General features: G+C 69.9%; 23 protein-coding genes. 12 read left to right on the top strand and 11 right to left on the bottom strand.

Features of this window, described 5'->3' with window-relative positions; all coding sequences use genetic code 11:
- Nucleotides 1–77: 77 nt before the first annotated feature.
- A complete protein-coding gene (locus CEK69_RS01560; RefSeq protein ID WP_152243388.1) occupies nucleotides 78–1052 on the bottom strand; it encodes a WYL domain-containing protein in 975 nt (324 codons plus the stop codon).
- Nucleotides 1053–1127: 75 nt separating this feature from the next.
- Between CEK69_RS01560 and CEK69_RS01555 the strand changes: the two genes are divergently transcribed.
- Both CEK69_RS01555 and miaB read left to right on the top strand, forming a co-directional pair.
- Entirely contained in the window at nucleotides 1128–1745 is a 618-nt protein-coding gene (locus tag CEK69_RS01555; RefSeq protein WP_152243386.1) for a glutathione S-transferase family protein, read from the top strand.
- A gap of 69 nt (nucleotides 1746–1814) precedes the next feature.
- Nucleotides 1815–3239, top strand: a complete 1425-nt coding sequence (miaB, locus tag CEK69_RS01550) for a tRNA (N6-isopentenyl adenosine(37)-C2)-methylthiotransferase MiaB (RefSeq protein ID WP_152243384.1) — start codon at nucleotides 1815–1817, stop codon at nucleotides 3237–3239.
- Nucleotides 3240–3256: 17 nt separating this feature from the next.
- Here the strand turns inward: miaB and CEK69_RS01545 are convergent, their stop codons facing one another.
- Nucleotides 3257–3922: a winged helix-turn-helix domain-containing protein gene (locus CEK69_RS01545; protein ID WP_152243382.1), complete on the bottom strand. Its 666-nt coding sequence runs from the start codon at nucleotides 3920–3922 to the stop codon at nucleotides 3257–3259.
- 70 nt (nucleotides 3923–3992) lie between these two features.
- Here CEK69_RS01545 and CEK69_RS01540 point away from each other — a divergent pair, with 70 nt between their 5' ends.
- From CEK69_RS01540 to CEK69_RS01495, 10 genes are all read left to right on the top strand, one after another.
- Nucleotides 3993–4490, top strand: coding sequence for an OsmC family protein (locus tag CEK69_RS01540; RefSeq protein WP_017908187.1), 498 nt, complete (start codon nucleotides 3993–3995; stop codon nucleotides 4488–4490).
- Nucleotides 4487–4930, top strand: coding sequence for an ACT domain-containing protein (locus CEK69_RS01535; RefSeq protein ID WP_152240065.1), 444 nt, complete (start codon nucleotides 4487–4489; stop codon nucleotides 4928–4930). Before CEK69_RS01540 ends, CEK69_RS01535 begins: the two co-directional genes overlap by 4 nt.
- A gap of 356 nt (nucleotides 4931–5286) precedes the next feature.
- Nucleotides 5287–6273: a PhoH family protein gene (locus CEK69_RS01530; protein WP_150410997.1), complete on the top strand. Its 987-nt coding sequence runs from the start codon at nucleotides 5287–5289 to the stop codon at nucleotides 6271–6273.
- Nucleotides 6270–6836, top strand: a complete 567-nt coding sequence (locus CEK69_RS01525; protein WP_152243380.1) for a hypothetical protein — start codon at nucleotides 6270–6272, stop codon at nucleotides 6834–6836. The genes CEK69_RS01530 and CEK69_RS01525 overlap by 4 nt, the downstream gene beginning before the upstream one ends.
- Nucleotides 6837–6940: 104 nt before the next feature.
- Nucleotides 6941–7828, top strand: a complete 888-nt coding sequence (locus tag CEK69_RS01520; RefSeq protein WP_226974997.1) for a hypothetical protein — start codon at nucleotides 6941–6943, stop codon at nucleotides 7826–7828.
- A 53-nt stretch (nucleotides 7829–7881) separates the two neighbouring features.
- A complete protein-coding gene (gene ybeY, locus CEK69_RS01515) occupies nucleotides 7882–8367 on the top strand; it encodes an rRNA maturation RNase YbeY (RefSeq protein ID WP_010342139.1) in 486 nt (161 codons plus the stop codon).
- Between the two features lie 190 nt (nucleotides 8368–8557).
- Nucleotides 8558–9154, top strand: a complete 597-nt coding sequence (locus CEK69_RS01510) for a hypothetical protein (RefSeq protein WP_343195286.1) — start codon at nucleotides 8558–8560, stop codon at nucleotides 9152–9154.
- Nucleotides 9155–9265: 111 nt separating this feature from the next.
- On the top strand, nucleotides 9266–10147 hold the full coding sequence (locus CEK69_RS01505; RefSeq protein ID WP_026144230.1) for a transporter associated domain-containing protein: 882 nt from the start codon (nucleotides 9266–9268) through the stop codon (nucleotides 10145–10147).
- Nucleotides 10144–11433, top strand: a complete 1290-nt coding sequence (locus tag CEK69_RS01500) for a DUF4105 domain-containing protein (RefSeq protein WP_226974996.1) — start codon at nucleotides 10144–10146, stop codon at nucleotides 11431–11433. Before CEK69_RS01505 ends, CEK69_RS01500 begins: the two co-directional genes overlap by 4 nt.
- A 49-nt stretch (nucleotides 11434–11482) precedes the next feature.
- Nucleotides 11483–12478 carry a magnesium and cobalt transport protein CorA gene (locus tag CEK69_RS01495; protein WP_017908178.1) on the top strand — a complete coding sequence of 332 codons (996 nt, stop codon included), beginning with the start codon at nucleotides 11483–11485 and terminating at the stop codon, nucleotides 12476–12478.
- Nucleotides 12479–12649: 171 nt separating this feature from the next.
- Here the strand turns inward: CEK69_RS01495 and CEK69_RS01490 are convergent, their stop codons facing one another.
- The 9 genes from CEK69_RS01490 to CEK69_RS01450 form a co-directional block, all read right to left on the bottom strand.
- Nucleotides 12650–14014, bottom strand: coding sequence for an NAD-dependent succinate-semialdehyde dehydrogenase (locus CEK69_RS01490; RefSeq protein ID WP_152243376.1), 1365 nt, complete (start codon nucleotides 14012–14014; stop codon nucleotides 12650–12652).
- Between the two features lie 301 nt (nucleotides 14015–14315).
- Nucleotides 14316–15167 (bottom strand): ABC transporter permease subunit, encoded by an 852-nt coding sequence (locus CEK69_RS01485; RefSeq protein ID WP_017908176.1) that lies wholly within the window; start codon nucleotides 15165–15167, stop codon nucleotides 14316–14318.
- Nucleotides 15164–16126 (bottom strand): ABC transporter permease subunit, encoded by a 963-nt coding sequence (locus CEK69_RS01480; protein WP_043086295.1) that lies wholly within the window; start codon nucleotides 16124–16126, stop codon nucleotides 15164–15166. The genes CEK69_RS01485 and CEK69_RS01480 overlap by 4 nt, the downstream gene beginning before the upstream one ends.
- Nucleotides 16123–17265, bottom strand: a complete 1143-nt coding sequence (gene potA / locus CEK69_RS01475; protein ID WP_017912269.1) for a polyamine ABC transporter ATP-binding protein — start codon at nucleotides 17263–17265, stop codon at nucleotides 16123–16125. Before potA ends, CEK69_RS01480 begins: the two co-directional genes overlap by 4 nt.
- A 165-nt stretch (nucleotides 17266–17430) precedes the next feature.
- Nucleotides 17431–18933 (bottom strand): efflux transporter outer membrane subunit, encoded by a 1503-nt coding sequence (locus CEK69_RS01470; RefSeq protein WP_193313854.1) that lies wholly within the window; start codon nucleotides 18931–18933, stop codon nucleotides 17431–17433.
- A gap of 13 nt (nucleotides 18934–18946) precedes the next feature.
- Complete coding sequence (locus tag CEK69_RS01465) at nucleotides 18947–20524, bottom strand: DHA2 family efflux MFS transporter permease subunit (protein WP_152243372.1); 1578 nt, start codon at nucleotides 20522–20524, stop codon at nucleotides 18947–18949.
- On the bottom strand, nucleotides 20521–21789 hold the full coding sequence (locus CEK69_RS01460; protein WP_152236414.1) for an HlyD family secretion protein: 1269 nt from the start codon (nucleotides 21787–21789) through the stop codon (nucleotides 20521–20523). The genes CEK69_RS01465 and CEK69_RS01460 overlap by 4 nt, the downstream gene beginning before the upstream one ends.
- A gap of 524 nt (nucleotides 21790–22313) precedes the next feature.
- The gene (locus tag CEK69_RS01455) at nucleotides 22314–23435 is read right to left on the bottom strand and encodes a polyamine ABC transporter substrate-binding protein (RefSeq protein WP_148828093.1); all 1122 of its coding nucleotides are present in this window, start codon (nucleotides 23433–23435) and stop codon (nucleotides 22314–22316) included.
- Nucleotides 23436–23528: 93 nt separating this feature from the next.
- A complete protein-coding gene (locus CEK69_RS01450) occupies nucleotides 23529–24893 on the bottom strand; it encodes an aspartate aminotransferase family protein (protein WP_152243370.1) in 1365 nt (454 codons plus the stop codon).
- Nucleotides 24894–25259 lie beyond the last annotated feature (366 nt).

The following is a 25259-nucleotide window of genomic DNA, read 5'->3' as shown; positions in this document are numbered from 1 at the left end:
CCGGCGCTTGCCAAGTCCGCACCGCCCGGGGCCGGAGCAGCGCCGGGCGGCCAGTGCGCCCTCCCCCGCCGTATCACCTACTCCACCGGTGCCGGCTCCGGCACCTGCTCCAGCAACGCGTTCAGCACCCCGCGCAGCGCCGTCCGCACCTCGGGCGTGGCCTCCAGCCCGGCGAACGGCACGCCGATGGTCAGCAATTGCGCCGCCAGCCACGGCACCGCGTCGGCCAGCAGCGACAGCCGGCAGTGGCCGTCGGCCTCGTCCTGCAGGGTGCCGCACCACAGTGGAATGCGCGCCCCCAGCTCGGCGGCGCTGCCACGCAGCCGCACACTGAGGGCGAAACCCATCGCCTGCGGGCTGTAGCGGATCGCCGCGTCGACCATGGCCGCCGGTTCCTGCGGCGGCAGGCGCAACGCCACCGCCGCGCCGAGCTGCAAGGGCGGCACGATGCGTTCGGCGCGGAAGGTGCGCCAGTCGGCACGATCGCGGTCCCAGGCCAGCAGGTACCAGCGGCGGCCGGCGTTGACCAGGCGCAAGGGCTCGACCAGCCGCTCGCTGGCGCGCCCGGAATGGTCGCGGTAGACGAAACCGAGCAGGCGCCGGTCGCGGCAGGCGCTGACGACCCCGATCAGCACCCGCGTGTCCGGTCGTAGCGGGTCCTGGCCCAGCGCCAGAGTCGCCCCCTGCAAGGCCTCGGCGCGCTGGCGCACACGTGTCGGCAGCAGCGGTTCGAGCTTGGCCAGCACCCGCACCGCGGTGTCCTCCAGGCCGGCCATGCTGGCGCAGGCCGCGCGCAGCGCCACCGCGACCGCCACCGCCTCGTCCTCCTCGAACAGCAGCGGCAGCATCTGCGCGCCGGCCGCCAGCCGGTACCCGCCGCCGACCCCGGCCGCGGCCTCCACGGCGTAGCCCAGCGCGCGCAGCCGCTCCACGTCGCGGCGCAGGCTGCGCCGGTCCACGCCGAGCCGCGCGGCCAGCTCGGCACCGGACCACAGCCGGCGGGTCTGCAGCAGGGCGATCAGGCGCAACAGGCGGGCGGCGGGCGATGACATCGGCGCACGCTATTGCGGACAGGATCTGTCCGCAATGGGGTCTAGGGTGTGCAGACCGACATCGAGGAGCCGCCCATGACCAGCGACCGCCACATCACCCTGTTCCACAACCCGCATTCGCGCTCGCGCGGCGTGCTGATCCTGCTCGAGGAACTGGGCGCCGATTACGCCATCGAGCGCATCGACTTCGACCGGCAGGCGCAACTGGCGCCGGACTACCTGGCGATCAACCCGATGGGCAAGGTGCCGGCGATCGTGCACGCCGGCGCGGTGGTGACCGAGCAGGGCGCGATCTACCCCTATCTGGCCGACCTGTATCCCGAGGCCGGGCTGGCACCGCCGATCGGCGACCCGCTGCGCGGCCCCTACCTGCGCTGGCTGGCGTTCTACGGCGCCTGCTTCGAGCCGGCCCTCGTCGACCGCGCGCTCAAGCGCGAGCCGCCACCGCGGGCGATGTCGCCCTATGCCGACTGCGATACCGTGCTGGCGGTGGTGGACGCGCAACTGGCGCGCGGCGATTACCTGCTCGGCGCGCGCTGCAGCGCCGCCGACGTGCTGTGGGGCAGCGCGCTGGGCTGGATGCTGGCGTTCGGCCTGCTCGACCCGCCGGCGCCGACCCGCGCCTACGCCGAGCGCATGGCGGCGCGGCCGGCGGTGCAGCGCGCGCTGGCGGTGGATGCCGCCGCGGGCTAGCGTCCTGCGCTGGCGCGCAGGCAGGGGTAAACTAGCCGGCTTCCTTTCCACCCGCCTGGATTAAGCGCCATGCCCGGGACTGTCCTGCATCCCCTGCCCTCCGCCGGCACCGCCGCCGCACCCGCGCCGGTGCGCGGCAAGCTCTACATCAAGACCCACGGTTGCCAGATGAACGAGTACGACTCGGCCAAGATGGCCGACGTGCTCGCCGCGTCCGAAGGCCTGGAGCTGACCGACAACCCCGAAGAAGCGGACGTGGTCCTGGTCAACACCTGCTCGATCCGCGAGAAGGCGCAGGAAAAGGTGTTCAGCCAGCTCGGCCGCTGGAAGGCGCTGAAGGCCGGCGGCAAGCCGGTGATCATCGGCGTCGGCGGCTGCGTGGCCTCGCAGGAAGGCGAGGCGATCGTCAAGCGCGCGCCCTACGTGGACCTGGTGTTCGGCCCGCAGACCCTGCACCGGCTGCCGGAGCTGATCCGCGCGCGGCGCGAATCGGGCAAGTCGCAGGTGGACATCAGCTTCCCCGAGGTCGAGAAGTTCGACCGCCTGCCGGAGCCGCGCGCCGAAGGCCCCTCGGCCTTCGTGTCGATCATGGAAGGCTGTTCCAAGTACTGCTCGTTCTGCGTGGTGCCCTACACCCGCGGCGAGGAGATCAGCCGGCCGTTCGAGGACGTACTGGTGGAAGTCGCGCAACTGGCCGCGCAGGGCGTGCGCGAGATCAACCTGCTCGGCCAGAACGTCAACGCCTACCGCGGGCCCTATGCCGACGCCGAGGCCGGCGAGGAGACGCAGCACGCCGACCTGGGCCTGCTGATCCGCAGCATCGCGCAGATCGAGGGCATCGGCCGCATCCGCTTCACCACCTCGCATCCGCTGGAATTCAGCGACTCGCTGGTGGAGGCCTACCGCGACGTGCCGCAGCTGGCCAACTACCTGCACCTGCCGGTGCAGGCCGGCAGCGACCGCATCCTCAGCGCGATGAAGCGCGGCTACACCGCGCTGGAGTTCAAGCAAAAGATCCGCAAGCTGCGCGCGGTGCGCCCGGACATCTCGATCAGCTCGGACTTCATCGTCGGCTTCCCCGGCGAGACCGACGCCGACTTCGACAAGACCATGAAGCTGATCGAGGACGTGGGCTTCGACCAGAGCTTCTCCTTCATCTATTCGCGGCGCCCGGGCACGCCCGCCGCCGACCTGGAAGACGACACCCCCGAGGCGGTCAAGCACGCGCGGCTGGCGCGGCTGCAGGCGCACATCAATGCGCATGCGCAGCAGATCTCGCAGGGGATGATCGGCAGCGTGCAGACCGTGCTGGTGGAAGGCCCGTCGAAGAAGAACCCGGCCGAGCTGACCGGCAAGACCGAGAACATGCGCTCGGTGAACTTCCCCGGCCACCCGCGCCTGATCGGCCAGTTCGTCGAGGTGACGATCACCGAGGCGCTGAGCAATTCGCTGCGCGGCCGCCTGCACCAGGCCGAGGACGACGCCACGGCCTGAGCGGCGCCGGGCACGCGCTAGTCGAGCGCGCTGAGGAAGCGCTCGCCGCGCGGGCCGATCTGCACCGCCCGCGAATCCGGCACGCGCCGGGCCAGGCCGGTGTCGAAGAGATACCGGAGCAAGGCGCTGCCCAGCGCACCGGCGACGTGGTCGCGGCGCTCGCTCCAGTCCAGGCACGGCCGGCACAGCGGCCGCCGCGACGCACGCAGCGCCGCCACGTCGATGCCGATCGCCGCGCACCAGGCGGCGCCGGATGCGCTCAAGGCCATGCCTTCGCTGCACAGCAGATGCCCACGCGCTTCCATCTGCTGGCGCCAGCGGATCGCCAGTTCGCCGGCAAGGTGGTCGTAGCACACCCGCGCCCGGCGCAGGCCGGGATCCGCCGGGCCGACCCGCCGCGTCATCGGCGGCGGCGCCAGTCCCATCATCGCCTCGACCGCCGCGGCGACGTCTGCGCCGGCCAGACGGAAATAGCGGTGTCGCCCTTGGCGCGCCACCGCAAGCAAGCCGGCGTCGACCAGTTGCGACAAGTGCCGGCTCGCAGTCGACGGCGCCACCGCGCCGTCCAGCGCCAGTTCGCTGGCAGTGCGCGCCTGCCCGCTCATCAACGCCGCCAGCATGCGACTGCGCGCCGGGTCGCCGAGCAGAAAGGCGGCACGTGCAAGCAGGGTGTCCTCGCTCATGCTTCGATTCTAGACGAAGCATGCCGCCACGCTGGCGCCTACCTTGCCTGCTCCCACACGAGGCAGACGCATGACCGACACGCTGCACCACTACGCTTCGCAGTTGCGCTGGACCGGCAACCGCGGCAACGGCACCGCCGACTACAGCCACTATGGCCGCGACTACACGCTGCAGATTCCCGGCAAGGCGGCACTGCCAGGCAGCGCCGACCCGCTCTTCCTCGGCGACCCGGCGCTGCACAATCCGGAAGACCTGTTCGTCGGCGCTCTCGCCGCCTGCCACATGCTCACCTACCTGGCCCTGTGCGCGCATGCCGGCATCCAGGTGCTGGCCTACGAGGACCAGGCCCAGGGCTGGCTGGAGATGCGCCCCGGCCACGGCGGACGCTTTCGCGAGGTGGCGCTGGCGCCGCGCGTGACCATCGCGGCGGACAGCGACGCGCACCGCGCACAGGCCTTGCACGCACAGGCCCACGCGCAGTGCTTCATCGCCAACAGCTGCGCCATGCCGGTGCGTTGCGAGGCGACGATCGTGCGCCCGGGCGAGCCGCCGGAGGCCGCGCGATGAAGGACGTCGAAATCCACCTCGAAGACCGCCCCGGCGCCCTGTCCGCCATGGCCCAGGCACTCGGCGCGGCCGGCATCAGCATCGAAGGCGGCGGCGTGTGGCGCGTGGACGGGCGCGCGGTCGCGCACTTCCTGTTCGATGCCGCCGCACCGGCAAGCGAGACCTTGCGCGCGCACGGTTTCCACGTGGCCGCCGAACACCCGGTGGTGAGCCTGCGCCTGGACCAGGACACGCCGGGACAGCTCGGCCTGCTGACCGGCATGCTCGGCGCCGCCGGCATCAACATCGCCGTGCAGTACAGCGACCACCACGGGCACCTGATCCTGGTCGTGGACGACCCCGCCGGTGCACGCGCGATTGCGGACGCCTGGATGCGGGCGCGCGGCGCGCGGTGTTTAGACGGCGCTGGCGATGGTGATCGCCGCCAAGGCACGTCATAACCGATCCCGGAAAAGACGAACGCCGTTACCACGGATGCATCGCCGGCCGCACGGGTGCGATTTTTTCGCCAGCACAGGGCGGCGCCTTGCGTGGCAAGGCGTTCGCGCGGTTGTCCACAGGCTTCTGGACAATCGATCCACATGCATTGTGGACAACGTTGCCATTGCCGCGACGCGTAGGTCGGGGCGGTGGCGGGGCACGTGCGCCTGCAGATCCGCAAGGCGTACCTCGACCGCACCGGCGGGCCGACGCCGACGTCGCCGCCGCGCGCCCTTCACTGGCCCGGCTACGCGCCGCGCGCTACCCTTTGCGCCCCTCTTTTTTTCGACGTCGCCGCCGGCGGCGCGCGCCCGCCATGACCACCCCCGCGCAACGCGACTTCACCCTGGATCCCGCCGACACCGAGCGCCTGGCCAACCTGGCCGGCCCGTTCGATGCGCACCTGCGGCAGATCGAACTGCGCCTGGGCGTGGAGATCTCCAACCGCGGCAACGTGTACCGGGTGACCGGGCCGGAGCAGGCGGTGGCGGCGGCCGAGCGCCTGCTGCAGGCGCTGTACGCCGAGGCCGACCACGTCGCCTTCGACGACCAGGAAATCCACCTGCGGCTCAACCAGTCCAACGTCGACCAGGTGACGCAGCGCGCGTACCAGCCGCAGGACGTGGCGATCAAGGTCAGGCGCGGCACGGTGCGCGGCCGCGGCGCCAACCAGGCCAAGTACCTGCACCAGATCGCCACCCACGACATCAACTTCGGCATCGGCCCGGCCGGCACCGGCAAGACCTTCCTAGCCGTGGCCAGCGCGGTGGAAGCGCTGAACGAATCGCGGGTACAGCGGCTGATCCTGGTGCGCCCGGCAGTGGAGGCCGGCGAGAAGCTGGGCTTTCTGCCGGGCGACCTCACCCAGAAGGTCGACCCCTACCTGCGCCCGCTGTACGACGCGCTGTACGAGATGCTGGGCGTGGAGAAGGTGGTCAAGCTGCTGGAGAAGAACGTCATCGAGATCGCGCCGCTGGCGTACATGCGCGGACGCACCCTCAACGACGCCTACGTGATCCTGGACGAAGCGCAGAACACCACCATCGAGCAGATGAAGATGTTCCTGACCCGCCTCGGCTTCGGCAGCACCGCGGTGGTCACCGGCGACCTGACCCAGATCGACCTGCCCAAGCACGTCAAGTCCGGCTTGCGCGATGCCGTCGAGGTGCTGCACGAGGTGGACGGGGTCAGCTTCACCTTCTTCGAGGCGCGCGACGTGGTCCGGCATCCGCTGGTGGCGCGCATCGTCAACGCCTACGAGAAGCGCGACGTGGTCGACCGCGCCAGCGGCCCGTCCGCATGATCCGGCCCTGGCCCGGCCTGCTGGCGGCGCTGCTTTGCGCGGCCGGCGGCGCCAACGGCCAGCCGCAGGATCCGCCGCCAGCGCAGGACCCGGCGCCGCAGCGCGTCGCCCTCGCGCAATCGCTGACCCCGCCGTGCCTGTCGATCGTGCAGGACGCGGCCAGCATCGGGCTGCCGCGCGACGTCCTCGAGCGCGCCGCGGCGATCGCCCGTACCTCGCCGACCGCGCCGCGCGACGACGAGGCGCAACGCCTGGCCTGGATCGCCGGCACCCGCGCGCAAGCGCTGCTCGATGCGGCCGAAACCGCCGGCGCGACGCGCGACCGCTTCGGCTGCAACGCGCTGGCCTACGCAAAGGTGCCAGCGGACAGCTTCTACCTCGTCGGCCAACTGCTCGAACACGGCCAGGCCGCGGTGTGGCTGCCCGCGTCGGGGCGCTTCGCCGCCACGGTGGACATCCGGCGCGACAATCCGCAATGCCAGCGAGGCCCGATGGGCAGCCTGGCCTACCGCATCGACGACGAAAAGACCCCGCTGCTGTTCCTGGTCGCATGCGTGACCTGAGCTTGCTGCTGCGCGCCTGTCGCGGCACTCCGTAGCGACCGCACGCACCACGCGGCAGTGACCGACGTACACTGCGATGCTGCTGCCGTGCACGGGGAGGTGCCATGTTCCAGCGATCGTCGTCGTTCGCCTGTCTGCTCTGGCCGATCCTGGCCACTTGCGCCGCGCCAGCGGCTGCCGCCACGGCTGCGCCGCCCGCAGCAACGCCGGCGCGCCCCTTCGTCGAAACCAGCTACGTGGTGGCTCCCGACACGGTGGGCGACTTCAGCCTGCGCAGCAGCAAGTACGACCCGGCCGCCAAGGCCGCCGGCGCCGGCTTCCTCTACGTGCTGAAAGACCATCCGGAACTGACCATCAACGTGTTCGTCTATCCCGCCGGACAAAAGGAATCGGCGCGGGCCATCGCCGACGGCATGGCGGGCTTCCGTGCCGATCTGGCCGCAGCGGTCTCCGGCGGCACCTACGCGGAACTGCACGAACTGGGCGCGCAACGGTTCGAGCTGGGCATCGTCGTCGAACCGGCGCCGAAGGCCGCCAGCGCCCTGGACAAGGCGCTGGTCGCGGCGATCGCCGAGGCCCAACGTGTGCCCGGAGAAAAGCTGCGGATGGAACTGCGCCTCGACCCGGCGGATGCACCGGCCCGCTCCAACGGCTATCTGTTCTACAAACAGCTCTACTACTTCAAGGTGCGCGTGTCGGCCGCCGCGCAGGACATCGGACCGGATGCCTTCGACACCCTCGCCGACCAGGCGGCGCGCGCGCTCGTGCCCGCCATCCAGGTGACCAATGTCGGCGGCTGCGCGACACCTACCATCCAGATCGACCCGAACGGCAAGCCGGAACAGGCGGCACTGCAACTCGTCCGCCAGAGCACCCTCTACCAGGGCTTCAACTGCAGCAAATCCGCCGCAGACGCTGGCATCGACCGCGCGGCAGGCAATGCCGCTGTGATCGAGATCGCCTACGACGCCGGCAACTGGGCGTCGCCCTGAGCGTGCGTTAGCGCGATACTGTCCAACCCACCGCTGCACCCGGCCGTTCCGCCATGACCAAAGGTCCCGTCCGCCTCGATGTCGGCGTCAGCTACGCCCTGCCCCGTGCCGGGTTGCCGGCGGCGACGAGCTTCCGCAAGTGGGTCGCCGCGGCACTGAAGGGCCGCATCCGCGAGGCCGACCTGGCGATCCGTCTGGTCGACGACCGCGAAGGCCGCGCCCTCAACCAGCACTACCGCGGCAAGGACTACGCCACCAACGTGCTCAGCTTCCCGGCCGAACTGCCCGAGGGGCTGCCGAAGGGCGTCAAGCTGCCGCTGCTCGGCGATCTGGTGATCTGCGCACCGGTGGTGGCGCGCGAAGCCGCCGAACAGGACAAGCCGCTCAACGCGCACTACGCGCACCTGACCGTGCACGGCGTGCTGCACCTGCTCGGCTGGGACCACGAGGACGACAAGGAAGCCGAGGCGATGGAGCAGCTGGAGCGCGAGATCCTGGCCGACCTCGGCGTTTCCGACCCCTACGCCGGCGAGCGTTGATCCGAGATCCCACACCCGCTGTCGCGACCGACCCTCACCCCACCCCCTCTCCCGGGGGGAGAGGAGCTCGTGTATCGCCCACCTCCCGCGCTGGTCAAGCGCGGGCGCCGGCGGTAACGTGGCCGCGCGGCGATCGCCGCAGCCCCGTTTTCCTTCGAGGTTCCGTGCGTTGATCCGTCCCTCGCTCGTCCTGCTGGCGCTCGCCTGCGCCGTCCCCGCCGCTGTCGCCGCGCCTCCCGCACCACCGACTGCAGCGCCTGCCGCCACCGCAACCGCCGATCCGGCCATCGACCTGCCAGCGCTGCTGGAATGCCGCCAGCACGTGGCCGACTTCACCGCAATGGCGCCGCTGCTGGCCGATCCGCTGAAGGCGGTCGCGCACGGCTGGCGGCCGCTGCCGCAGTCCAACCTGTTCATGACCGAGTACGCGCTGACCCGGCCGATCCAGGTGTTCGGCTACAGCAGCGAGCGCATCGCCTTCTCCGGCGCCAGCGTGATGGCGATCCTGGACCTGCCCGATCCGCGGCCGCTGGCCAAGCGCCTGAATCTGGAAGCGGCGGTGGACACCCCGGAGAAGGCCATGTTCGGCCGCGAAGTGCTCAGCCGCGACGTCCACGATCCCAAGACCGGCGAGCCGATGATCGAGTCGATCATCCTCAGCGTGTCCACGGTGAAATCGCATCCCGGCAAGACCCTGGCCGGCTGCAGCTACAGCCTGGACCTGCCCGAGGAGCCGGGCGCGGCAACGGCACCCGACGCGCTGCACACGCCGGCCAAGGGCGGCTGAACCCGCGCCGGCGGGCCGACCGGTGCGGGCCGCCGACGTCGCGATGCTGTCGCGAGCGCCCTGCTAGACTTGCGGCTACCGCCCGTTCGACCGGGCGCCTACCCACAGAACATGTCAGAAGACGGACCGAGTAGTACCTCCCCGGAATCCCACGAAAAACGTCGCGGCTGGCTGGAACGCCTGACCTCGGTGTTCTCCGGCGACCCGCACACCCGCGACGATCTGGTCGAGGTGCTGCGCGACGCGCAGCACGATGGCCTGATCGCCGCCGACACGCTGCGCATGATGGAGGGCGCGCTGTCGGTCTCCGAACTCACCGTCGGCGACGTGATGGTCTCGCGCGCGCAGATGGTGTCGCTGCCGGTGGAGTCGCGCTTCCTCGACCTGATGAAGCAGGTGGTCGAATCCGGCCACTCGCGCTTCCCGGTGCATGGCGAGAACAAGGACGACATCCTCGGCATCCTGCTGGCCAAGGACCTGCTGCGCGGCGTGGTCGCCGACCACGGTCCCGGCACGGTGCGCGAACTGCTGCGCCCGGCGGTGCTGATTCCCGAGTCGAAGAAGCTCAACGTGCTGCTCAAGGAGTTCCGGCTCTCGCGCAACCACATGGCGATCGTGGTCGACGAGTACGGCGGCGTGGCCGGGCTGGTGACCATCGAGGACGTGCTGGAGCAGATCGTCGGCGACATCGACGACGAGCACGACGACGCCGAGGACGAGGCATCGCTGATCGCCGCGCAGGCCGACGGCCAGTACGTGGTGGATGCGCTGACCCCGATCGAGGATTTCAACGAGCGCTTCGGCGCCGACTTCCCCGACGACGACTACGACACCGTCGGCGGGCTGGTCACCGAGGCGATCGGGCACCTGCCCGAGACCGGCGAGGAACTGACCCTGGGCCGATTCGCGTTCCGTGTGGCGAAGGCCGACGCGCGCCGGGTGCAGGCGTTCCATGTCACCATCCTGCCGCCTCCCGCGCAGGACGGCGCTTGAGCACGCACCGCGTGCCGCGCATGCGCGCGGCCTGCTGGCTGGGAATGCTGCTGGCCCTGTGGACAGGGCTGGCCTTCGCGCAGACCGCGCCTGCGGATCCGGCGGCACCGCCGCCGCTGGCCGCAGCGGCGCCCGCAGCGCCCGACGCGGCTGCGACCGCCGACGCCAGCGACCCGGCGCCGCGCATCGGCGTGGCGACGATGCAGCCCGGCGAAGTGTTCTTCGAGCGCTTCGGCCACGACGCCATCGTGGTGCTCGACCCGCGCACGGGCCAGGCCACCTCGTACAACTTCGGTTTCTTCGACCCCAGCGAACCGGGCTTCGTCGGCCGCTTCGCCGCCGGCGACATGCGCTACTACCTGGTCGCCCTGCCACTGCAGGAGGACCTGGAGCAATACCGCGAAGCCGGCCGCGGCGTCGACATCCAGTGGCTGGACCTGGCGCCGGCGCAGGCACGCGCGCTGCAGCAGGCGCTGGCCTGGCGCGCGCGCCCGGAGAACGCGCGCTACCGCTACGACTACTACACCGCCAACTGCGCCACGATGGTCCGCGACGCGCTGGACCGGGCCATGGGCGGCGCGCTGCACGCGCAGCTGTCCGGCCGCTCGCGCGGCAATACCTACCGCAGCGAATCGGTGCGCCTGGCCTCGCCGGCACCGTGGATGTGGCTGGGCTTCGACCTGGGCCTGGGCCCGTACGCCGACAAACCGCTGTCGCGCTGGGAAGAGGCCTTCGTGCCGATGCGCCTGGCCGAGAGCCTGAGCGAGGTGCGCAACAGCGAAGGCCGCCCGCTGGTGCAGGCGCGCCAGCAGTTGCTGCCGCAGCGGCTGCCGCCGGAACCGCCGGAACAGCTGCGGCACTGGTGGCCGTGGCTGCTGGTCGGGCTGATCGCGGCGGCGGGGGTGCTGACGCTGGGCCGCCGCCCGCGCTGGCTGGCCGCGCTGGCGCTGCCGTTCTGGCTGCTGTGCGCGCTCGGCGGCGCGGTCCTGCTGTACCTGTGGGGCTTCAGCGAGCATCGCGCTGCCTGGGGCAACCGCAACCTGCTGCTGCTGGATCCGCTGTGCCTGCCGCTGCTGTTCGGCGGCATTGCCGTGCTGCGCGGGCGCCGGCCCGGACGCTGGTTCGACGTGCTGCTATGGCTGGTGGTGGCGCTGGCCGGCGCCGCACTGCTGATCCACTGGCTGTCGATGCTGCAGCCGCAGTTCAACCTGCAATGGATCGCGCTGCTGCTGCCGGTGCACGCGGCGCTGGCCTGGGCGCTCACCCGCCCTCGCCCGCAGCCCTGATACCGTCGCGCAACTCGCCACGCGCGCCTCCGCCGAACCCACTCCCGCCATGGCCTCCGCGACCGCCAATCCCGCCTGCGTCATCAACTGCGTGCACTACGACGGCCACGGCCGCCGCCACGACATCGCCCTGGAGCAGATCAGCGACGTGCTGGCCGGCCACGACGACGGCTTCGTCTGGGTCGGCATGTACGAGCCCGGCGACGCGGTGCTGCAGCAGCTCAAGGAGGAATTCCAGCTGCACGAACTGGCGATCGAGGACACCCGCAAGGCGCACCAGCGGCCCAAGGTCGAGGCATTCGGCAACTCGCTGTTCCTGGCGGTGCACACCGCGCAGGTGATCGACGAACGCATCGTCTACGGCGAAACCCACGCCTTCCTCGGCGCGCGCTTCCTGCTGACCGTGCGCCACGGCGCCTCGCTGCCCTACGCGCCGGTGCGCGAGCGGCTGGAACGCGAGGCCTCGCTGATGAAACTGGGCCCGTCCTACGCGCTCTACGCGGTGCTGGACTATGTGGTGGACAACTACCAGCCGATCCTCGACGCCTTCCGGCAGAGCCTGGAACGGCTGGAGGCCGACATCTTCGCCGAGTCGTATCGGCGCGACACCGCGATCCGTCTGTACGAACTCAAGCGCGAACTCAACCAGATGCGTCTGGCGGTGGCGCCGCTGCAGGACGTGCTGGCGCACCTCAAGCGCCACCCCGGCCCGCTGATCGCCGAGGAAGTGCGCCTGTACGTGCGCGACGTGCTCGACCATGCGGTGCGCACCAACGACGCCATCGACACCCTGCGCGAAATGCTGGGCACCGCGCTGAGCGTGAACCTGTCGCTGGTCACCCTGGCCCAGGGCGAGACGGTCAAGCGCCTCGGCGCCTGGGCCGCCCTGCTCGCCGCTCCGACCCTGATCACCAGCTGGTACGGCATGAACTTCAAGCAGATGCCGGAACTGGAATGGCCCTGGGCCTACCCACTGATGGTCGGCGGCGTCGCCGCGGTATGCGTGGCGCTGTATGTGGCGTTCAAGCGGGCGAGGTGGTTGTGAGCCGCCGCGTCGCGGCGGCGGGAATGGGGAAACGGGAATCGGGAATAGACAGCGCGCCGCTCACGTGAGGCAGTGCTGTAATCATCGGCGTGCAGCAATCATCCGTGACAGACGGCGCCATCAGGCGCCGCCGCTTTTCCTATTCCCAATTTTCCATTCCCGATTCCCAACTCAAGCCACATACACCGACTTGATATTCATGAACTCATGGATGCCATGCTCGGCCAGTTCACGGCCGAAGCCGGAGCGCTTGATGCCGCCGAACGGGAGGCGCACGTCGCTCTTGACGATGGCGTTGACGAAGGCGGCACCGCACTGCAGCTGGCAGGCCACGCGCTCGCCGCGGGCGCGGTCACGGGTCCAGACGCTGCCGCCCAGGCCGAAGGTGGTGTCGTTGGCCACGCGCACGGCTTCGGCTTCGTCGGCCACGCGCAGAATCGCCGCGACCGGGCCGAACAGTTCCTCGTCGTAGGCCGGCATGCCCGGCGTCACGTGGTCGAGAATCGACGCCGGATAGCCGGCGTGGCTGTCGCGCTCGGGCTCGCAACCGAGCAGCGGCTTGGCCCCCTTGGCGATGCTGGCCTGCACCTGCTTGTGCAGTTCGTCGCGCAGGTCCTGGCGCGCCATCGGCGCCAGCGTGGTCGCCTCGTCCTGCGGGTCGCCGAGGCGACGCTCGGCCGCGGCGGCGACGAAGCGGCGCACGAATTCGTCGGCGATCGCCTCCACCACCACGAAACGCTTGGCCGCGATGCAGGTCTGCCCGGCGTTGTCGAAGCGCGACTTCACCGCCGCGGCGACGGTGGCATCGAGGTCGGCGTCGTCCAGCACCACGAACGCGTCGCTGCCGCCCAGCTCCATCACGCACTTCTTCAGCTGCCCACCGGCATTGGCGGCGATGGAGCGGCCGGCGCGCTCGCTGCCGGTCAGGGTGACCGCGGCCACGCGCGCATCGCGCAACACCTCGGCGGCCTGGTCGTTGTCGATGTGCAGCACGTCGAACACCCCGTCCGGCACGCCGGCGTCGGCCAGCACCTTGCGGATCGCGTCGGCGCAGCGCGGCACGTTGCTGGCGTGCTTGAGCAGGGCGACGTTGCCGGCCATCAGCGCCGGCGCCAGGAAGCGGAACACCTGCCAGATCGGGAAGTTCCACGGCATCACCGCCAGCACGCAGCCCAGCGGCTCGTAGCGCACGTAGCTGCGCTGCGCATCGGTGGCCACCGCCTGCTCGCGCAGGTAGTCCGCCGCATGCTCGGCGTAGTAGTCGCAGGCCGCGGCGCACTTGTCGAGTTCGGCCAGCGCCTCCTTGCGCAGCTTGCCCATTTCCGCGGTCATCACCCGCTGGATCGCGTCGCGCTGTTCACGCAGTTGCGCACCGACCTTGCGCAGCAACGCGCCGCGCTGCTCCAGCGGCGTCGCCGCCCAGCCCGGAAACGCCTGCGCCGCAGCGGCAAGGCGCTGTTCGACGGCGGCGGCATCCATCAGCTCGAGACTGTATTCGACGTGGCCGTTGGCCGGATTGACAGTGTCGTAAGGCATCGCGCGGACTCCTGGAAAATGTCCGGCCAGCCTAGCGCCGTGGACGTTGCGGCGACGTGGCGATGCCGTAGAGCGCGATGGCTCACAGTGTTCCGCGTGGCCTGTATGAGTCGACTGTCATGCAGCAGCCAGGAGCGACGCGCCGTGCTCTCCGATGGCGCAATGCGTCGGGACTGGAGTCCCTCCCACAGTGCACCAGGCGAGCCCGCCGCACGATCCTGTGGGAGCGGCTTAAGCCGCGACAGGCCTTACCGGCAATGCGTGTCGCGGCTGACGCCGCTCCACGGAAAAGCAGCACACATCATCCCCCCTGCTGTTGCGCCAACTGCATGTCGCGCTGGCGGCGCTTCTCGCTGCGCGCCATCAGCCACCAGCCGACGACGGCGGCGATCGACACCGCCAGCACCATCAGCGTGGCCAGCGCATTGATCTTGGGCTTCAGGCCCATGCGCACCGACGAGAACACGGTCATCGGCAGCGTGGTCGAATCCGGGCCGGCGACGAAGTTGGCGATCACCACGTCGTCCAGCGACAGGGTGAACGCCAGCAGCCAGCCCGACACCAGCGCCGGGGCGATGATCGGCACGGTGATCAGGAAGAACACCTTGAGCCGGTTGGCGCCCAGGTCCATCGCCGCCTCTTCCAGCGAGCGGTCCAGTTCCTGCAGGCGCGAGGACACCACCACGGTGACGAAGGACAGGGTGAAGGTGACATGCGCGGCCCAGATCGCCATCACGCCCTTCGGCGGGATGCCGAGCACCCCGCCCATCGATACCAGCATCATCATGATCGATAGGCCGATGATCACCTCCGGCATCACCAGCGGCGCGGTCACCAGCGCGCCGAACAGGCTCTTGCTGGGGAAGCGGCGGAAGCGGGTCATCGCCATCGCCGCCAGCGTGCCGAGCACCATCGACGCGGTGGCGGTCCAGAACGCCACCTTCAGGCTGATCCACGCCGCCTGCAGGATCTGCCGGTCGCGCAGCAGTTCGCCGTACCACTTGGTGGAGAAACCGGCCCACACCGTCGCCAGCTTGGAGGCGTTGAACGAATACACCATCAACAGCAGGATCGGCAGGTACAGGAAGGCGAAGCCGGCGCCCAGCACCGTCCAGCGCAATACCCTGCCCATGCCGCCGCGCGCGCCGCTCATGCCTGCCCGCCTTCGAGCTGGCGCTGCTGGTAGCGGTTGAAGATCAGGATCGGCACCATCAGCAGCGCCAGCATCGCGATCGCCACCGCCGAGGCGGTCGGCCAGTCGCGGTTGTTGAAGAACTCGCCCCACAGCACCCGGCCGATCATCAGCGTGTCCGGGCCGCCGAGCATCTCCGGGATCACGAACTCGCCCACCGCCGGGATCATCACCAGCATGCAGCCGGCGACGATGCCCGGCCGCGACAGCGGCAGGGTCACGGTCAGGAACGCCTTCCACGGCGGCGCACCGAGATCGTAGGCGGCCTCGAGCAGGCGCTGGTCGAGCTTGACCAGGGTCGCGTACAGCGGCAGCACCATGAACGGCAGATAGCAGTAGACGATGCCGATGTAGGCGGCGACCGGCGTGTACAGGATATGCAGCGGCGCATCGATCAGGCCCAGCGCCAGCAGCGCCCGGTTGAGCACGCCATTGCTGTCGAGGATGCCGATCCAGGCGTAGACGCGGATCAGGAACGAGGTCCACGACGGCAGCACCACCAGCATCATCGCGATGTTGCGCGCCGACGGCGACAGCCGCGCGATCGCGTAGGCCATCGGATAGCCGATCAGCAGGGTCAGCGCGGTGGAGATGCCGGCGATCTTGATCGAGCCCCAGTAGGCCTCGATGTACTGGTGGTCGCGCAGCAGCGCCAGGTAGTTCTGCAGGGTCAGCTTCAGCGTCAGCACGCCGTCGCGGACTTCGAGCAGTTCGCTGTACGGCGGGCTGCGGATCGCCTGTTCGGCGAAGGAGATGCGCAGCACGATCAGGAACGGGATCGCGAAGAACAGCAGCAGCCACAGGTACGGCGCGGCGATCACCAGCCAGCGCAACGCCGGCAGCGAGCCCAGGCGCAAGCGCTGCTGCAGGCGCAGCCGTGGCGTCGGTTGCGGCGGCACCGGGACGACGGGCGCGCTCATGCGGTCAGCACCACGCCGTCGTTGTCGTCCCACGACACCCACACCGTGTCGCCCCAGGTCATGCCTTCGCTGTCCCAGCGCTTCTGGTTGGCGAAGTTGGATTGCACGCGGATGCCGCTGGGCAGGCGCACGTGGAAGATCGAGTGGCTGCCGAAATAGGCGATGTCCTCGATGGTGCCGCGCGCCTTGTTATAGGTCTGCTCGGGTTCGCCCTTGGTGATCCAGACCTTTTCCGGACGCACCGCGAACGCCACCTCCTGCCCTTCCACGCCGGTGATGCCGTGGCTGATGTAGATCGGCACCGGGAACTGCGGGCACAACACGGTCACGTGGTCGGGATGGTCCTCGCCGATGCGGCCCTCGAACATGTTCACCGAGCCGATGAACTCGGCGACGAAACGGCTGTTCGGCGACTCGTAGATGTCGCCCGGCGTGCCGACCTGGCGGATGCGGCCCTGCTCCATCAGCGCGATGCGCGTGGCCATGGTCATCGCCTCCTCCTGGTCGTGGGTGACCATCACGCAGGTCACCCCCGAGGTCTCGATGATCGAGACCAGTTCCAGCTGCATCTGCGAGCGCAGCTTCTTGTCCAGCGCGCCCATCGGCTCGTCCAGCAGCAGCAGTTTCGGGCGCTTGGCCAGCGAGCGCGCCAGCGCCACGCGCTGCTGCTGGCCGCCGGAGAGCTGGTGCGGCTTGCGCTTGCCGAGCGTGCCCAGCCGCACCAGCTCCAGCATCTCGCCGACACGGCTGGCGATGGCGCTGCGCGACAGGCCGTCCTGCTTCAGCCCGAAGGCGATGTTCTGCTCCACGCTCATGTGCGGGAACAGCGCGTAGGACTGGAACATCATGTTGAGCGGGCGCTGGTACGGCGGCAGCCCATCCAGCGGCTGGCCGTCGAGCACGATGCGGCCGCGGCTGGGCTGCTCGAACCCGCCCAGGCAGCGCAGCAGCGTCGACTTGCCGCTGCCGGAACCGCCGAGCAGCGCGAAGATCTCGCCCTGGCCGATATCCAGGTCGATGTCGTCCAGCGCGACGAACCCGTCGAATTCCTTGCGCAGGCCGGCGATGGACACATAGCCGGCGCCCTTGGCCGGCGGCGGTGCCGGCAGATGGTCGGTTCTCGCTTCGCTCAACGCCATCGCTGATTCCCCGTGAAGCACGCCGTCGTGCGGAGCGCCGCTGCGGCGGCGACCGCGGCGCGGTGAGTCTCAGTGTAGCCGTGGGCGCCGCGTCGGCGATACCGCGGCGGCGCGGGAGTCGGGATTCGGGAGTGGGGATTGGGGATTCGTCAAAGCAGCAAGCGCTTACTGCGCCGTGGCTGGCGCTGGCGCGGACGCCGGCGCCTCCAGTGCCGCCCAGCCCAGGCCCAGGCTCTTCTGCAAGGCCACGTAGCGCAGCAGCACCTGGGTATGCGCCTGCAGTGCACTGTCCTGGGCGGAAGCCTGCTGGCGCTGCACGTCCAGCGCATCGATCAGCGACGAGGCGCCGGCGGCATAGCGTTGCTGCAGCAACGCGGCGGAACGATCGGCCGAGGCCGCGGCCTTGTCCGCGGCCAGCGCCTGCTGGCGCGCGGCGCCGAACCGCGCCAGGGCGCCGTTGGCATCCTGCAGCGCGGCCAGCACCGTGCCTTCGTAGGCGGCCAGCCGCGCGGCGTTGCCGGCGCGGGCCTGCTCGACCTTGGCACGGGTGCTGCCGAAATCGAAGATCGACCAGCGCAGGAACGGCGCCACCACGCTGTTGACGGCGTCGCGGCCGAGATCGCCCGGCGAGGTCGCGGCCATGCCGATGTTGCCCAGCAGCGTGACCTGCGGGAAATACGCGGTCAGCGCTTCGCCGATCTTCGCCGACGAGGCGGCCAGCTGGCGCTCGGCGCGGCGCACGTCCGGGCGCCGGCGGATCAGCGCGCCGGCGTCGTCCACCGGCACCGTCGCCGGCAGCGTCGGCAACGGCCGGTCGGCGGCCAGTTCGGCATCGAGCGCGCCGGGCTCGCGGCCGATCATCAGCGCCAGCTGGTCCAGCGCCACCTGCGCCTGCGCCTGCAGGTCCGGGAGTACCGCTTCCTGTTGCTGCAGTTGCGCCTGCGCGCGTTCCACCTGCAGGTCGGCGTCGGCGCCGCGCTCGCGGCGCTGCCGGGTCAACTGCAGGGTCTGCCGGGCAGCCTCCAGGTTGCGCTGGGCCACGGCCATGCGCGCACGCGTGCTGCGGTAGCCCAGGTAGGCCTGCCCCACTTCGGCGGCGATCTGCACCTGGGTGTCGGCGAGGTCGGCCTCGTCGGCCTGGGCATCGGCCAGTGCGCCCTCGCTGGCGCGGCGGCGGCGGCCGAAGAAATCCAGTTCCCAGCTGGCATCGATGCCGACGCTGTAGAGCTGCGCACGCGGATCGATCTCCACCGGCTGGCCGGTGCCGGCGGCGATGCTGCCCAGGCGGTCGGTCAGCGCATCCGGCGCGCGCGCGTTGAGATAGGCCGCGTTGGCGCCAACGCTGGGCAACTGCTCGGCGTGGCGCTGGTCGACCAGCGCGCGCGAGGCGCGCAGGCGCGCCTGCGCCACCCGCAGGTTGGGACTGTGCTGCAGGGCCTGCTCGACCAGCATGGTCAATTGCGGATCCTGCAGGGTGTCCCACCAGCGCTGCGGCGGCGGTGCCGGCACCACGCCGGCGGCCGCGGCCGTGGCATCGGCGCGGTGCAGCCGCGGCTGCGCCAGCGCCGCCTCGGCCACCGGCGGCGGCTTCACGTAGTCCGGGCCGAGCATGCAGGCCGACAGCAGCGAGGGCAGCGCGGCGGCGACGAGAACGCGGGAGAAACGCAGGGCCATGGAATCCTCAATGCATCGCGAGCGGAGCGCCGCCCTTGGGCAGCGGCTTGAGCAGGAACGCCAGCGGGATCGTGCAGACCACGATCACCCCGAAGATCCAGAACAGATCGTTGTAGGTCATCACCAGGGCCTGCTGCTGCACCAGCCGCGCCAGTTGCGCCAGCGACTGCATCGCCGCGCCGGCGCCGGACACCGACTGCAGTTGCGCGGCGATGCCGTGCAGGTAGTCCTGCGCCAGCGGCGAATTGGCGGTGGTGCCGCTGCCGAGCATCTGCGTATGGAACACCATGCGCCGCTCCTGGAAGGTGGAGATCAGCGCCAGGCCGATCGAGCCGCCCATGTTGCGCGCGGCATTGAACAGGCCCGAGGCGTCGCCGGCCAGGTCCGGCGGCACCGAAGAGATCGCCGCCTGGTTGAGCGACATCATCGCCAGCGCCAGCCCGCAGCCCTGCAGTAGCTGCCCGGCGACGAAATGCATGCCGACCGACTCGGCGGTGAGGTGCATGTTGACGAAGCAGGCCGCGGCGAAGCAGCTCAAACCGCCCAGCACCAGCACACGCACGTCCACCGTGGTCAGCAGCTTGGGCATCATCGGCATCAGCAGCACCGTGGGGACGCCCGACAGCAGCACCACGTAGCCGGACTGCTCGGTGTTGTAGCCGGAGATCACCGCCAGGAACTGCGGGATCATGTACATGACCCCGAACAGGATCATGCCCACCGCCATCACCATCACGAACACCGCGCCGAAACTGCGCTGCAGCAGGATCGACAGGCGGATCACCGGCTGCCGGCTGAGGAACTGCGAGGCCACCAGGGCGATGAAGCCGACCAGCGAGACCACGCTCAGCAGCACGATCTCGGTGGATTCGAACCAGCGCTCGCGCTGGCCTTCTTCCAGCACCACGGTCAGCGCGCCCAGTCCGGCGGTCAGGCCGAAGATGCCGAGCCAGTCGGCGTCGAGCAGGCCACGCAGATACATGCGCTCGTGCGGCAGCCCGAGCAGCAGCAGCGCCACCAGGCCGGCGCAGACCGGCACGTTGAGGAAGAACGCGTAGTGCCAGCTGACGTTCTCGGTGAGCCAGCCGCCCAGCAGCGGCCCGATCACCGGCCCCAGGATCACGGTCATGCCGAACAGCGCCGTGCCCAGGGTCTGCTGCGCCGGCGGCAGCCGCGTGGCGACGATGGTCAGCGCGGTGGGGATCAGCGCGCCGCCGGCGAAGCCCTGGCCGACCCGGCCGAGGATCATCATGGTCAGGCTGCTGGACAGCCCGCACACCACCGAGAAAAACGTGAAAAGCAGCGCGCAGATCAGCAGGAAGTTGCGCAGCCCCAGGGTGCGCACGAACCAGCCGGTCAGCGGGATCATCACGATCTCGGCGACCAGGTAGGAGGTCGAGATCCAGGTGCCTTCGGTGCCGCTGGCGCCGACCTCGCCCTGGATGGTCGGCAGTGCGGCGTTGACGATGGAAATGTCCAGCGTCGCCATGAACGAGCCGATGGTGCCGGCGGCCACCGCCAGCCAGGCGCCGGTGTCGGCCTTTTGCGACGCCTGCGCGCCAGCCGCCGCGGCCGCTTCGCTCACGGGGTGCGCCCGCGCGGGGCGACCGTATCCTGGCCCTGCGCGTCCTCTTCCTCCACGCGCTCCTTGGCATCCTTGGCACTGCGCGTATCGACCGTCACCGTCACCGACATGCCCGGCACCAGCACCTTGCGCGCCTCGGCGCCAGCCTTGAGGCGGATGCGCACCGGCACCCGCTGCACCACCTTGGTGAAGTTGCCGGTGGCGTTCTCCGGCGGCAGCAGCGCGAACTGCGATCCGGTGCCCGGAGCGATGCTCTCGACCACGCCGTCCAGTTCCACCCCGGACAGCGCATCGACCTCGATCCGCGCCGGCTGCCCCGGCCGCATCAGCCCGACCTGGGTTTCCTTGAAGTTGGCGCTCAGGTACAGCGCGTCCACCGGCACCACGCTCATCAACCGGGTGCCGGCCGCGACGAACTGGCCGACCTGCACGGTCTTGTCGCCGATGCGGCCGGCGATGCGCGCGGTCAGGCGGGTGTCCTCCACCGCCACTTCCGCCTGCGCGGCGTCGGCCTGCGCCTGCACCAGCCCGGCGCGGGCCTGGTCGAGCTTGGCGCTGGTGCCCTGCACCTGGCTCTCCGCAGCGACGACCTGGGCCTTGGCCGCGTCGAACTGCGCCTGCGCGCGGTCGCGGTCGTGGACGATGCTTTCGTAGTGTTCGTGGGTGTCGGCGCCGGACGCGGCCAACGGCCCGAAGCGCTTGGCCTCGCCCTGGGCGAAGCGCAGGCTGGCGGCGGCGGCAGTGACCTGGGTGCGCGCCTGCAGCAGGCTGGCGCGCTGCGCCTGCAGCCCGGCCTCGGCGGCGGCGATGTCGGCCTGGCGCACCGCGATCGCCGCCTGCGCCTGCTCCAGGGTGGCGCGGTAGGTGCGCGGGTCGATCTCCAGCAGCGGCTGCCCGGCGGCCACGCTCTGGTTGTCGCGCACATACACCGCGGTCACGTAGCCGTTGACCCGCGGCGCCACCGCCACCGTATCGGCCTGCAGATAGGCGTTGTTGGTCTCCTGCAGGTAGCGGCCGGTGGTGAGGTAATAGATCAGCCACACTACCAGGCCGATCACCACCAGCAGGCCGATCAGCAGCAGGGTCCATTTGACCTTGGGGTTCTTCAGCGGCGACGGCGTGTCGGACTTGCCGTCGTCGTCTTGGCCCTTGCTGTCATGGCCCTTGTCGTCCCGGGGCGAGCCGGACTGGCCCTGGCCGGCGTGGGCATCGCGCGCGGCGGCCTGCCGCGGCGCCTGTGAGGAGTCTGGGTCGTGGTTGCTCAAGTCGCTGATTCCTGGGGAGAGGAAGAACGTCGCCGGGTCGGAACGGCGACGCCACCAAACGGTAGCGTACGCCAGCCGGCGCATTATTTGTACCGGTGAGTACAGAGTGCGTGAGCGCGGCGTGGCGGTGGCGCTGCGGCGCCGCCGCGATGGCGGACGCTGTGCGGCGCCCGACCCGGCCGCTTGGTCGGGGGAGCGATGTGTCGGGGCGCCCTTCGGCCGCGCGACGGGGCGCGATCGGGAAGGCCCGTCGCGGCTGAAGCCGCTCCTGCGGGAAAAGGTGTGGCCCGCTCCGATCAAACGGGAGAGCGTGCCGGCGCGATACCTGCGTGGACCGGCAAAGAGGGAAGAGCGGCTTCAGCCGCGACGGGCGAAGACGCGATGCGTCCCAGGCAGCATCGCGTCGGGACTGAAGTCCCTCCCACAACAGCCGCTTACGCTCACCCTGGTCGCTCGGGCAAGCGCAGCGCGATAGCGGTCCGAGGCAACCCGCAAAGCCTTACCCGGACCGCAACGCCGGCGGCTCAACGGCCGGTCTTGATCTCCGTCCACAGGCGGGTGTACAGCTTGTCCACCTCGGGCGGGTTGATCGAATAGGTGAACATCTTCGCGGCCACGTCCGGCGGCGGATAGATGGTGGGATCGTTGCGGATCGCCGCGTCCACCAGCGGGGTCGCCTGCGGCACCGGGTTGGCGTAGTGGATGAAGTCGGTATTGGCCGCGGCCACCTTGGGCGTCAGCAGGTAGTTGATGAACGCGTAGGCATTCTCCGGATGCTTGGCGTCCTTGGGGATGGCCAGCATGTCGAACCACTGCGGCGCGCCTTCCTTGGGAATCGAATAGGCCACGTGCACGCCGTTCTTGGCTTCCTCGGCACGGTCGCGGGCCTGGATGATGTCGCCGGACCAGCCCACCGCCAGGCAGGTGCTGCCGTTGGCCAGCGAAGTCACGTACTGCGAGGAGTGGAAATTCTGCACGTAGGGGCGGATGCGCTTGATCAGCGCCGCGGCCTGCTCGATCTTGGCCGGGTCGGTGGTGTGCGGATCCTCCCCAAGGTAGTGCAGCGCGATCGGGATCAGGTCCGAGGGCGTGTCCAGCAGGGTCACGCCGCAGTCCTTCAGCTTGGACAGGTTCTCCGGCTTGAACACCAGGTCCCAGCTGTTGGCGATGTCGGTGCTGCCGAACGCGGCCTTGACCTTGTCGACGTTGTAGCCGATGCCGGTGGTGCCGACCATGTACGGCACGCCGTACTTGTTGCCCGGATCCTGCTGCGCGATGCGCTGCATGATCTGCGGATCGAGATTGGCCAGGTTCGGGATCTTGCTCTTGTCCAGCGGCAGGAACACACCGGCCTGGATCTGCCGGCCGAAGAAGTTCAGCGTCGGCACCACCACGTCGTAGCCGCTGCCGCCGGCCAGCAGCTTGGTCTCCACCATCTCGTCGCTGTCGAAGACGTCGTAGGTGACCTTGATCCCGCTCTGCTTCTCGAAGTCGGGAATCGTGTTCTCGGCGATGTAGTCCGAGTAGTTGTAGACGTTGAGGACCTTCGCCTCGCCCTGCCCCGCCTTGTCCGCGTCGCCGCCGGAGCCGCCGCAGCCGGCGAGCAGCGCCGTGGCCAGGGAAAGAGTGAGCAGTCGCAGCTTCATCGCAGGTCTCCGCGGGTCCGTGGGGGCAGGAATGGAAGGATCGGCGGCGCGCGCCGGATCCGGGATCGGGGCTCCAGACTACCCAGCGCCGGGCTATTTGCCCAGCGCCTGGGCCGTATCCTCCAGCGCCAGCCAGGCCTTGTCGAACAGTTCGTCGACCTGGGCACGGCTGAGGATCAACGGCGGCGACAGCAGCATCGCGTCGTTGGTGGCGCGCAGGATCAGGCCGCGGCGCAGCGCATTGTCGCGGCACAATGCGCCGACCTTGCCGCGCTCGGGGAAGTACTGCCGCCGCGGCTTGTCCGGCACCAGTTCCAGCGCGCCGATCATGCCGACGATGCGCGCCTCGCCGACCAGCCGGTGCTCGCCCAGCTCGGCCCAGCGTTGCGCCAGGTACGGCGCGATCTCGCTGCGCGCGCGTTCGACGATGCCCTCGTCCTGCAGCAGGCGCAGGTTCTCCAGCGCCACCGCCGCGCACACCGGGTGCCCGGAATAGGTGCAACCATGCGCCAGTTCGCCGCCCTGCTCCTTCAGCACCCTGGCCACGCGCGTGCCGAACATCGCCGCGCCGAGCGGGATGTAGCCGGAGGTGATGCCCTTGGCAATGGTCATCACGTCCGGCTGGAAGCCGAAGTGTTGCGACCCGAACCATTCGCCGGTGCGGCCGAAGCCGCAGATCACCTCGTCGGCGACCAGCAGCACGTCGTAGCGGCGGCAGATGCGCTCGATCTCCGGCCAGTAGCTGCGCGGCGGAATGTACACGCCGATCGCGCCCATGATCGGCTCGCCGATGAACGCGGCCACCCGCTCCGGCCCCAGCTCCAGGATCTTGTCCTCCAGCCGCCGCGCGGCGAGCAGCCCGTATTCCTCCGGGTCCATGTCGCCGCCGTCGCCGAACCAGTACGGCGGATCGATGTGGTGGATGTCGGGGATCGGCAGGCCGCCCTGGCGGTGCATGCCCTTCATCCCGCCGAGGCTGGCGCCGGCCATGGTGGTGCCGTGGTAGCCGTCGTGGCGGCCGATGAAGATGGTCTTCTGCGGCTGGTCCTGCACGGCCCAGAAGTGCCGCACCAGGCGCAGGATGGTGTCGTTGGCCTCGGAGCCGGAGTTGGTGAAGAAGGCATGGTCGAGGTCGCCGGGCGCCAGTTCGGAGAGCTTGGCGGCCAGGCGGATGGTGGGTTCGGTGGTGCACTGGAAGAAGCTGTTGTAGTACGCCAGCTGTTCCATCTGCCGCGCGGCGGCCTGGCCGAGTTCCTTGCGCCCGTAACCGACGTTGACGCACCACAGGCCGGCGAAGGCATCCAGCAACTGGTTGCCGTCGGCATCCCAGACGTAGGCGCCGTCGCCGCGGGTGAGGATGCGGGTGCCTTTCTGCGCCAGGGCGGCGTTGTCGTTGAACGGGTGCAGGTGGTGCGCGGCATCCAGGTCCTGCAGGGCGCGCGTATCGATCGGGTCCATGTCCACTCCAATGTCGGTACCAAGGCCGCTACCGCGGCCAAGCTTTGCTGTTGCTCTTGCTGTTGCTCTTGCTGTTGCTGTTGCCTTACCGGGTTCCCTTCCGAAGCGGCGGCCGTGCCGGGGAAAAACCCCGAAGGGGCGGCGCACATGGATGTGCGCCGTTCGCGGCAGGGGCAGGATGCCCCTTCCGCGAATCCCTGGCACGGACGCGGACCCGGAGCGCGTTAGCGCGGAGGGCGCGAGGCAGGGTGTGCTTTCTTTTGGTTACTTTTCTTTGCACAAGCAAAGAAAAGTGACTCGCCGCCAGGCGAAAGCTTTGCTCTTGAAGATGCTGCCGCCGTGGCTGAACTGTAGGAGCGGCGTCAG

Source organism: Xanthomonas sp. LMG 12462 (genome assembly GCF_009192885.1).
Classification (GTDB): domain Bacteria; phylum Pseudomonadota; class Gammaproteobacteria; order Xanthomonadales; family Xanthomonadaceae; genus Xanthomonas_A; species Xanthomonas_A sontii.
Note: the sequence above shows the minus strand (reverse complement) of the source record. Positions and strands in the feature narration are given on the sequence as shown.

Excerpts from the sequence above, each read along its gene's own strand:
- CEK69_RS01535 (WP_152240065.1), top strand. The coding sequence starts at position 4,487 with ATGAAGGACGTCGAAATCCACCTCGAAGACCGCCCCGGCGCCCTGTCC.
- CEK69_RS01490 (WP_152243376.1), bottom strand. The coding sequence starts at position 14,014 with ATGCCTTACGACACTGTCAATCCGGCCAACGGCCACGTCGAATACAGT.
- CEK69_RS01530 (WP_150410997.1), top strand. The coding sequence starts at position 5,287 with ATGACCACCCCCGCGCAACGCGACTTCACCCTGGATCCCGCCGACACC.
- CEK69_RS01495 (WP_017908178.1), top strand. The coding sequence starts at position 11,483 with ATGGCCTCCGCGACCGCCAATCCCGCCTGCGTCATCAACTGCGTGCAC.
- CEK69_RS01540 (WP_017908187.1), top strand. The coding sequence starts at position 3,993 with ATGACCGACACGCTGCACCACTACGCTTCGCAGTTGCGCTGGACCGGC.
- ybeY (WP_010342139.1), top strand. The coding sequence starts at position 7,882 with ATGACCAAAGGTCCCGTCCGCCTCGATGTCGGCGTCAGCTACGCCCTG.
- CEK69_RS01485 (WP_017908176.1), bottom strand. The coding sequence starts at position 15,167 with ATGAGCGGCGCGCGCGGCGGCATGGGCAGGGTATTGCGCTGGACGGTG.
- CEK69_RS01505 (WP_026144230.1), top strand. The coding sequence starts at position 9,266 with ATGTCAGAAGACGGACCGAGTAGTACCTCCCCGGAATCCCACGAAAAA.
- CEK69_RS01525 (WP_152243380.1), top strand. The coding sequence starts at position 6,270 with ATGATCCGGCCCTGGCCCGGCCTGCTGGCGGCGCTGCTTTGCGCGGCC.
- CEK69_RS01520 (WP_226974997.1), top strand. The coding sequence starts at position 6,941 with ATGTTCCAGCGATCGTCGTCGTTCGCCTGTCTGCTCTGGCCGATCCTG.
- CEK69_RS01555 (WP_152243386.1), top strand. The coding sequence starts at position 1,128 with ATGACCAGCGACCGCCACATCACCCTGTTCCACAACCCGCATTCGCGC.
- CEK69_RS01450 (WP_152243370.1), bottom strand. The coding sequence starts at position 24,893 with ATGGACCCGATCGATACGCGCGCCCTGCAGGACCTGGATGCCGCGCAC.
- CEK69_RS01480 (WP_043086295.1), bottom strand. The coding sequence starts at position 16,126 with ATGAGCGCGCCCGTCGTCCCGGTGCCGCCGCAACCGACGCCACGGCTG.
- CEK69_RS01545 (WP_152243382.1), bottom strand. The coding sequence starts at position 3,922 with ATGAGCGAGGACACCCTGCTTGCACGTGCCGCCTTTCTGCTCGGCGAC.
- CEK69_RS01455 (WP_148828093.1), bottom strand. The coding sequence starts at position 23,435 with ATGAAGCTGCGACTGCTCACTCTTTCCCTGGCCACGGCGCTGCTCGCC.
- CEK69_RS01560 (WP_152243388.1), bottom strand. The coding sequence starts at position 1,052 with ATGTCATCGCCCGCCGCCCGCCTGTTGCGCCTGATCGCCCTGCTGCAG.
- potA (WP_017912269.1), bottom strand. The coding sequence starts at position 17,265 with ATGGCGTTGAGCGAAGCGAGAACCGACCATCTGCCGGCACCGCCGCCG.
- miaB (WP_152243384.1), top strand. The coding sequence starts at position 1,815 with ATGCCCGGGACTGTCCTGCATCCCCTGCCCTCCGCCGGCACCGCCGCC.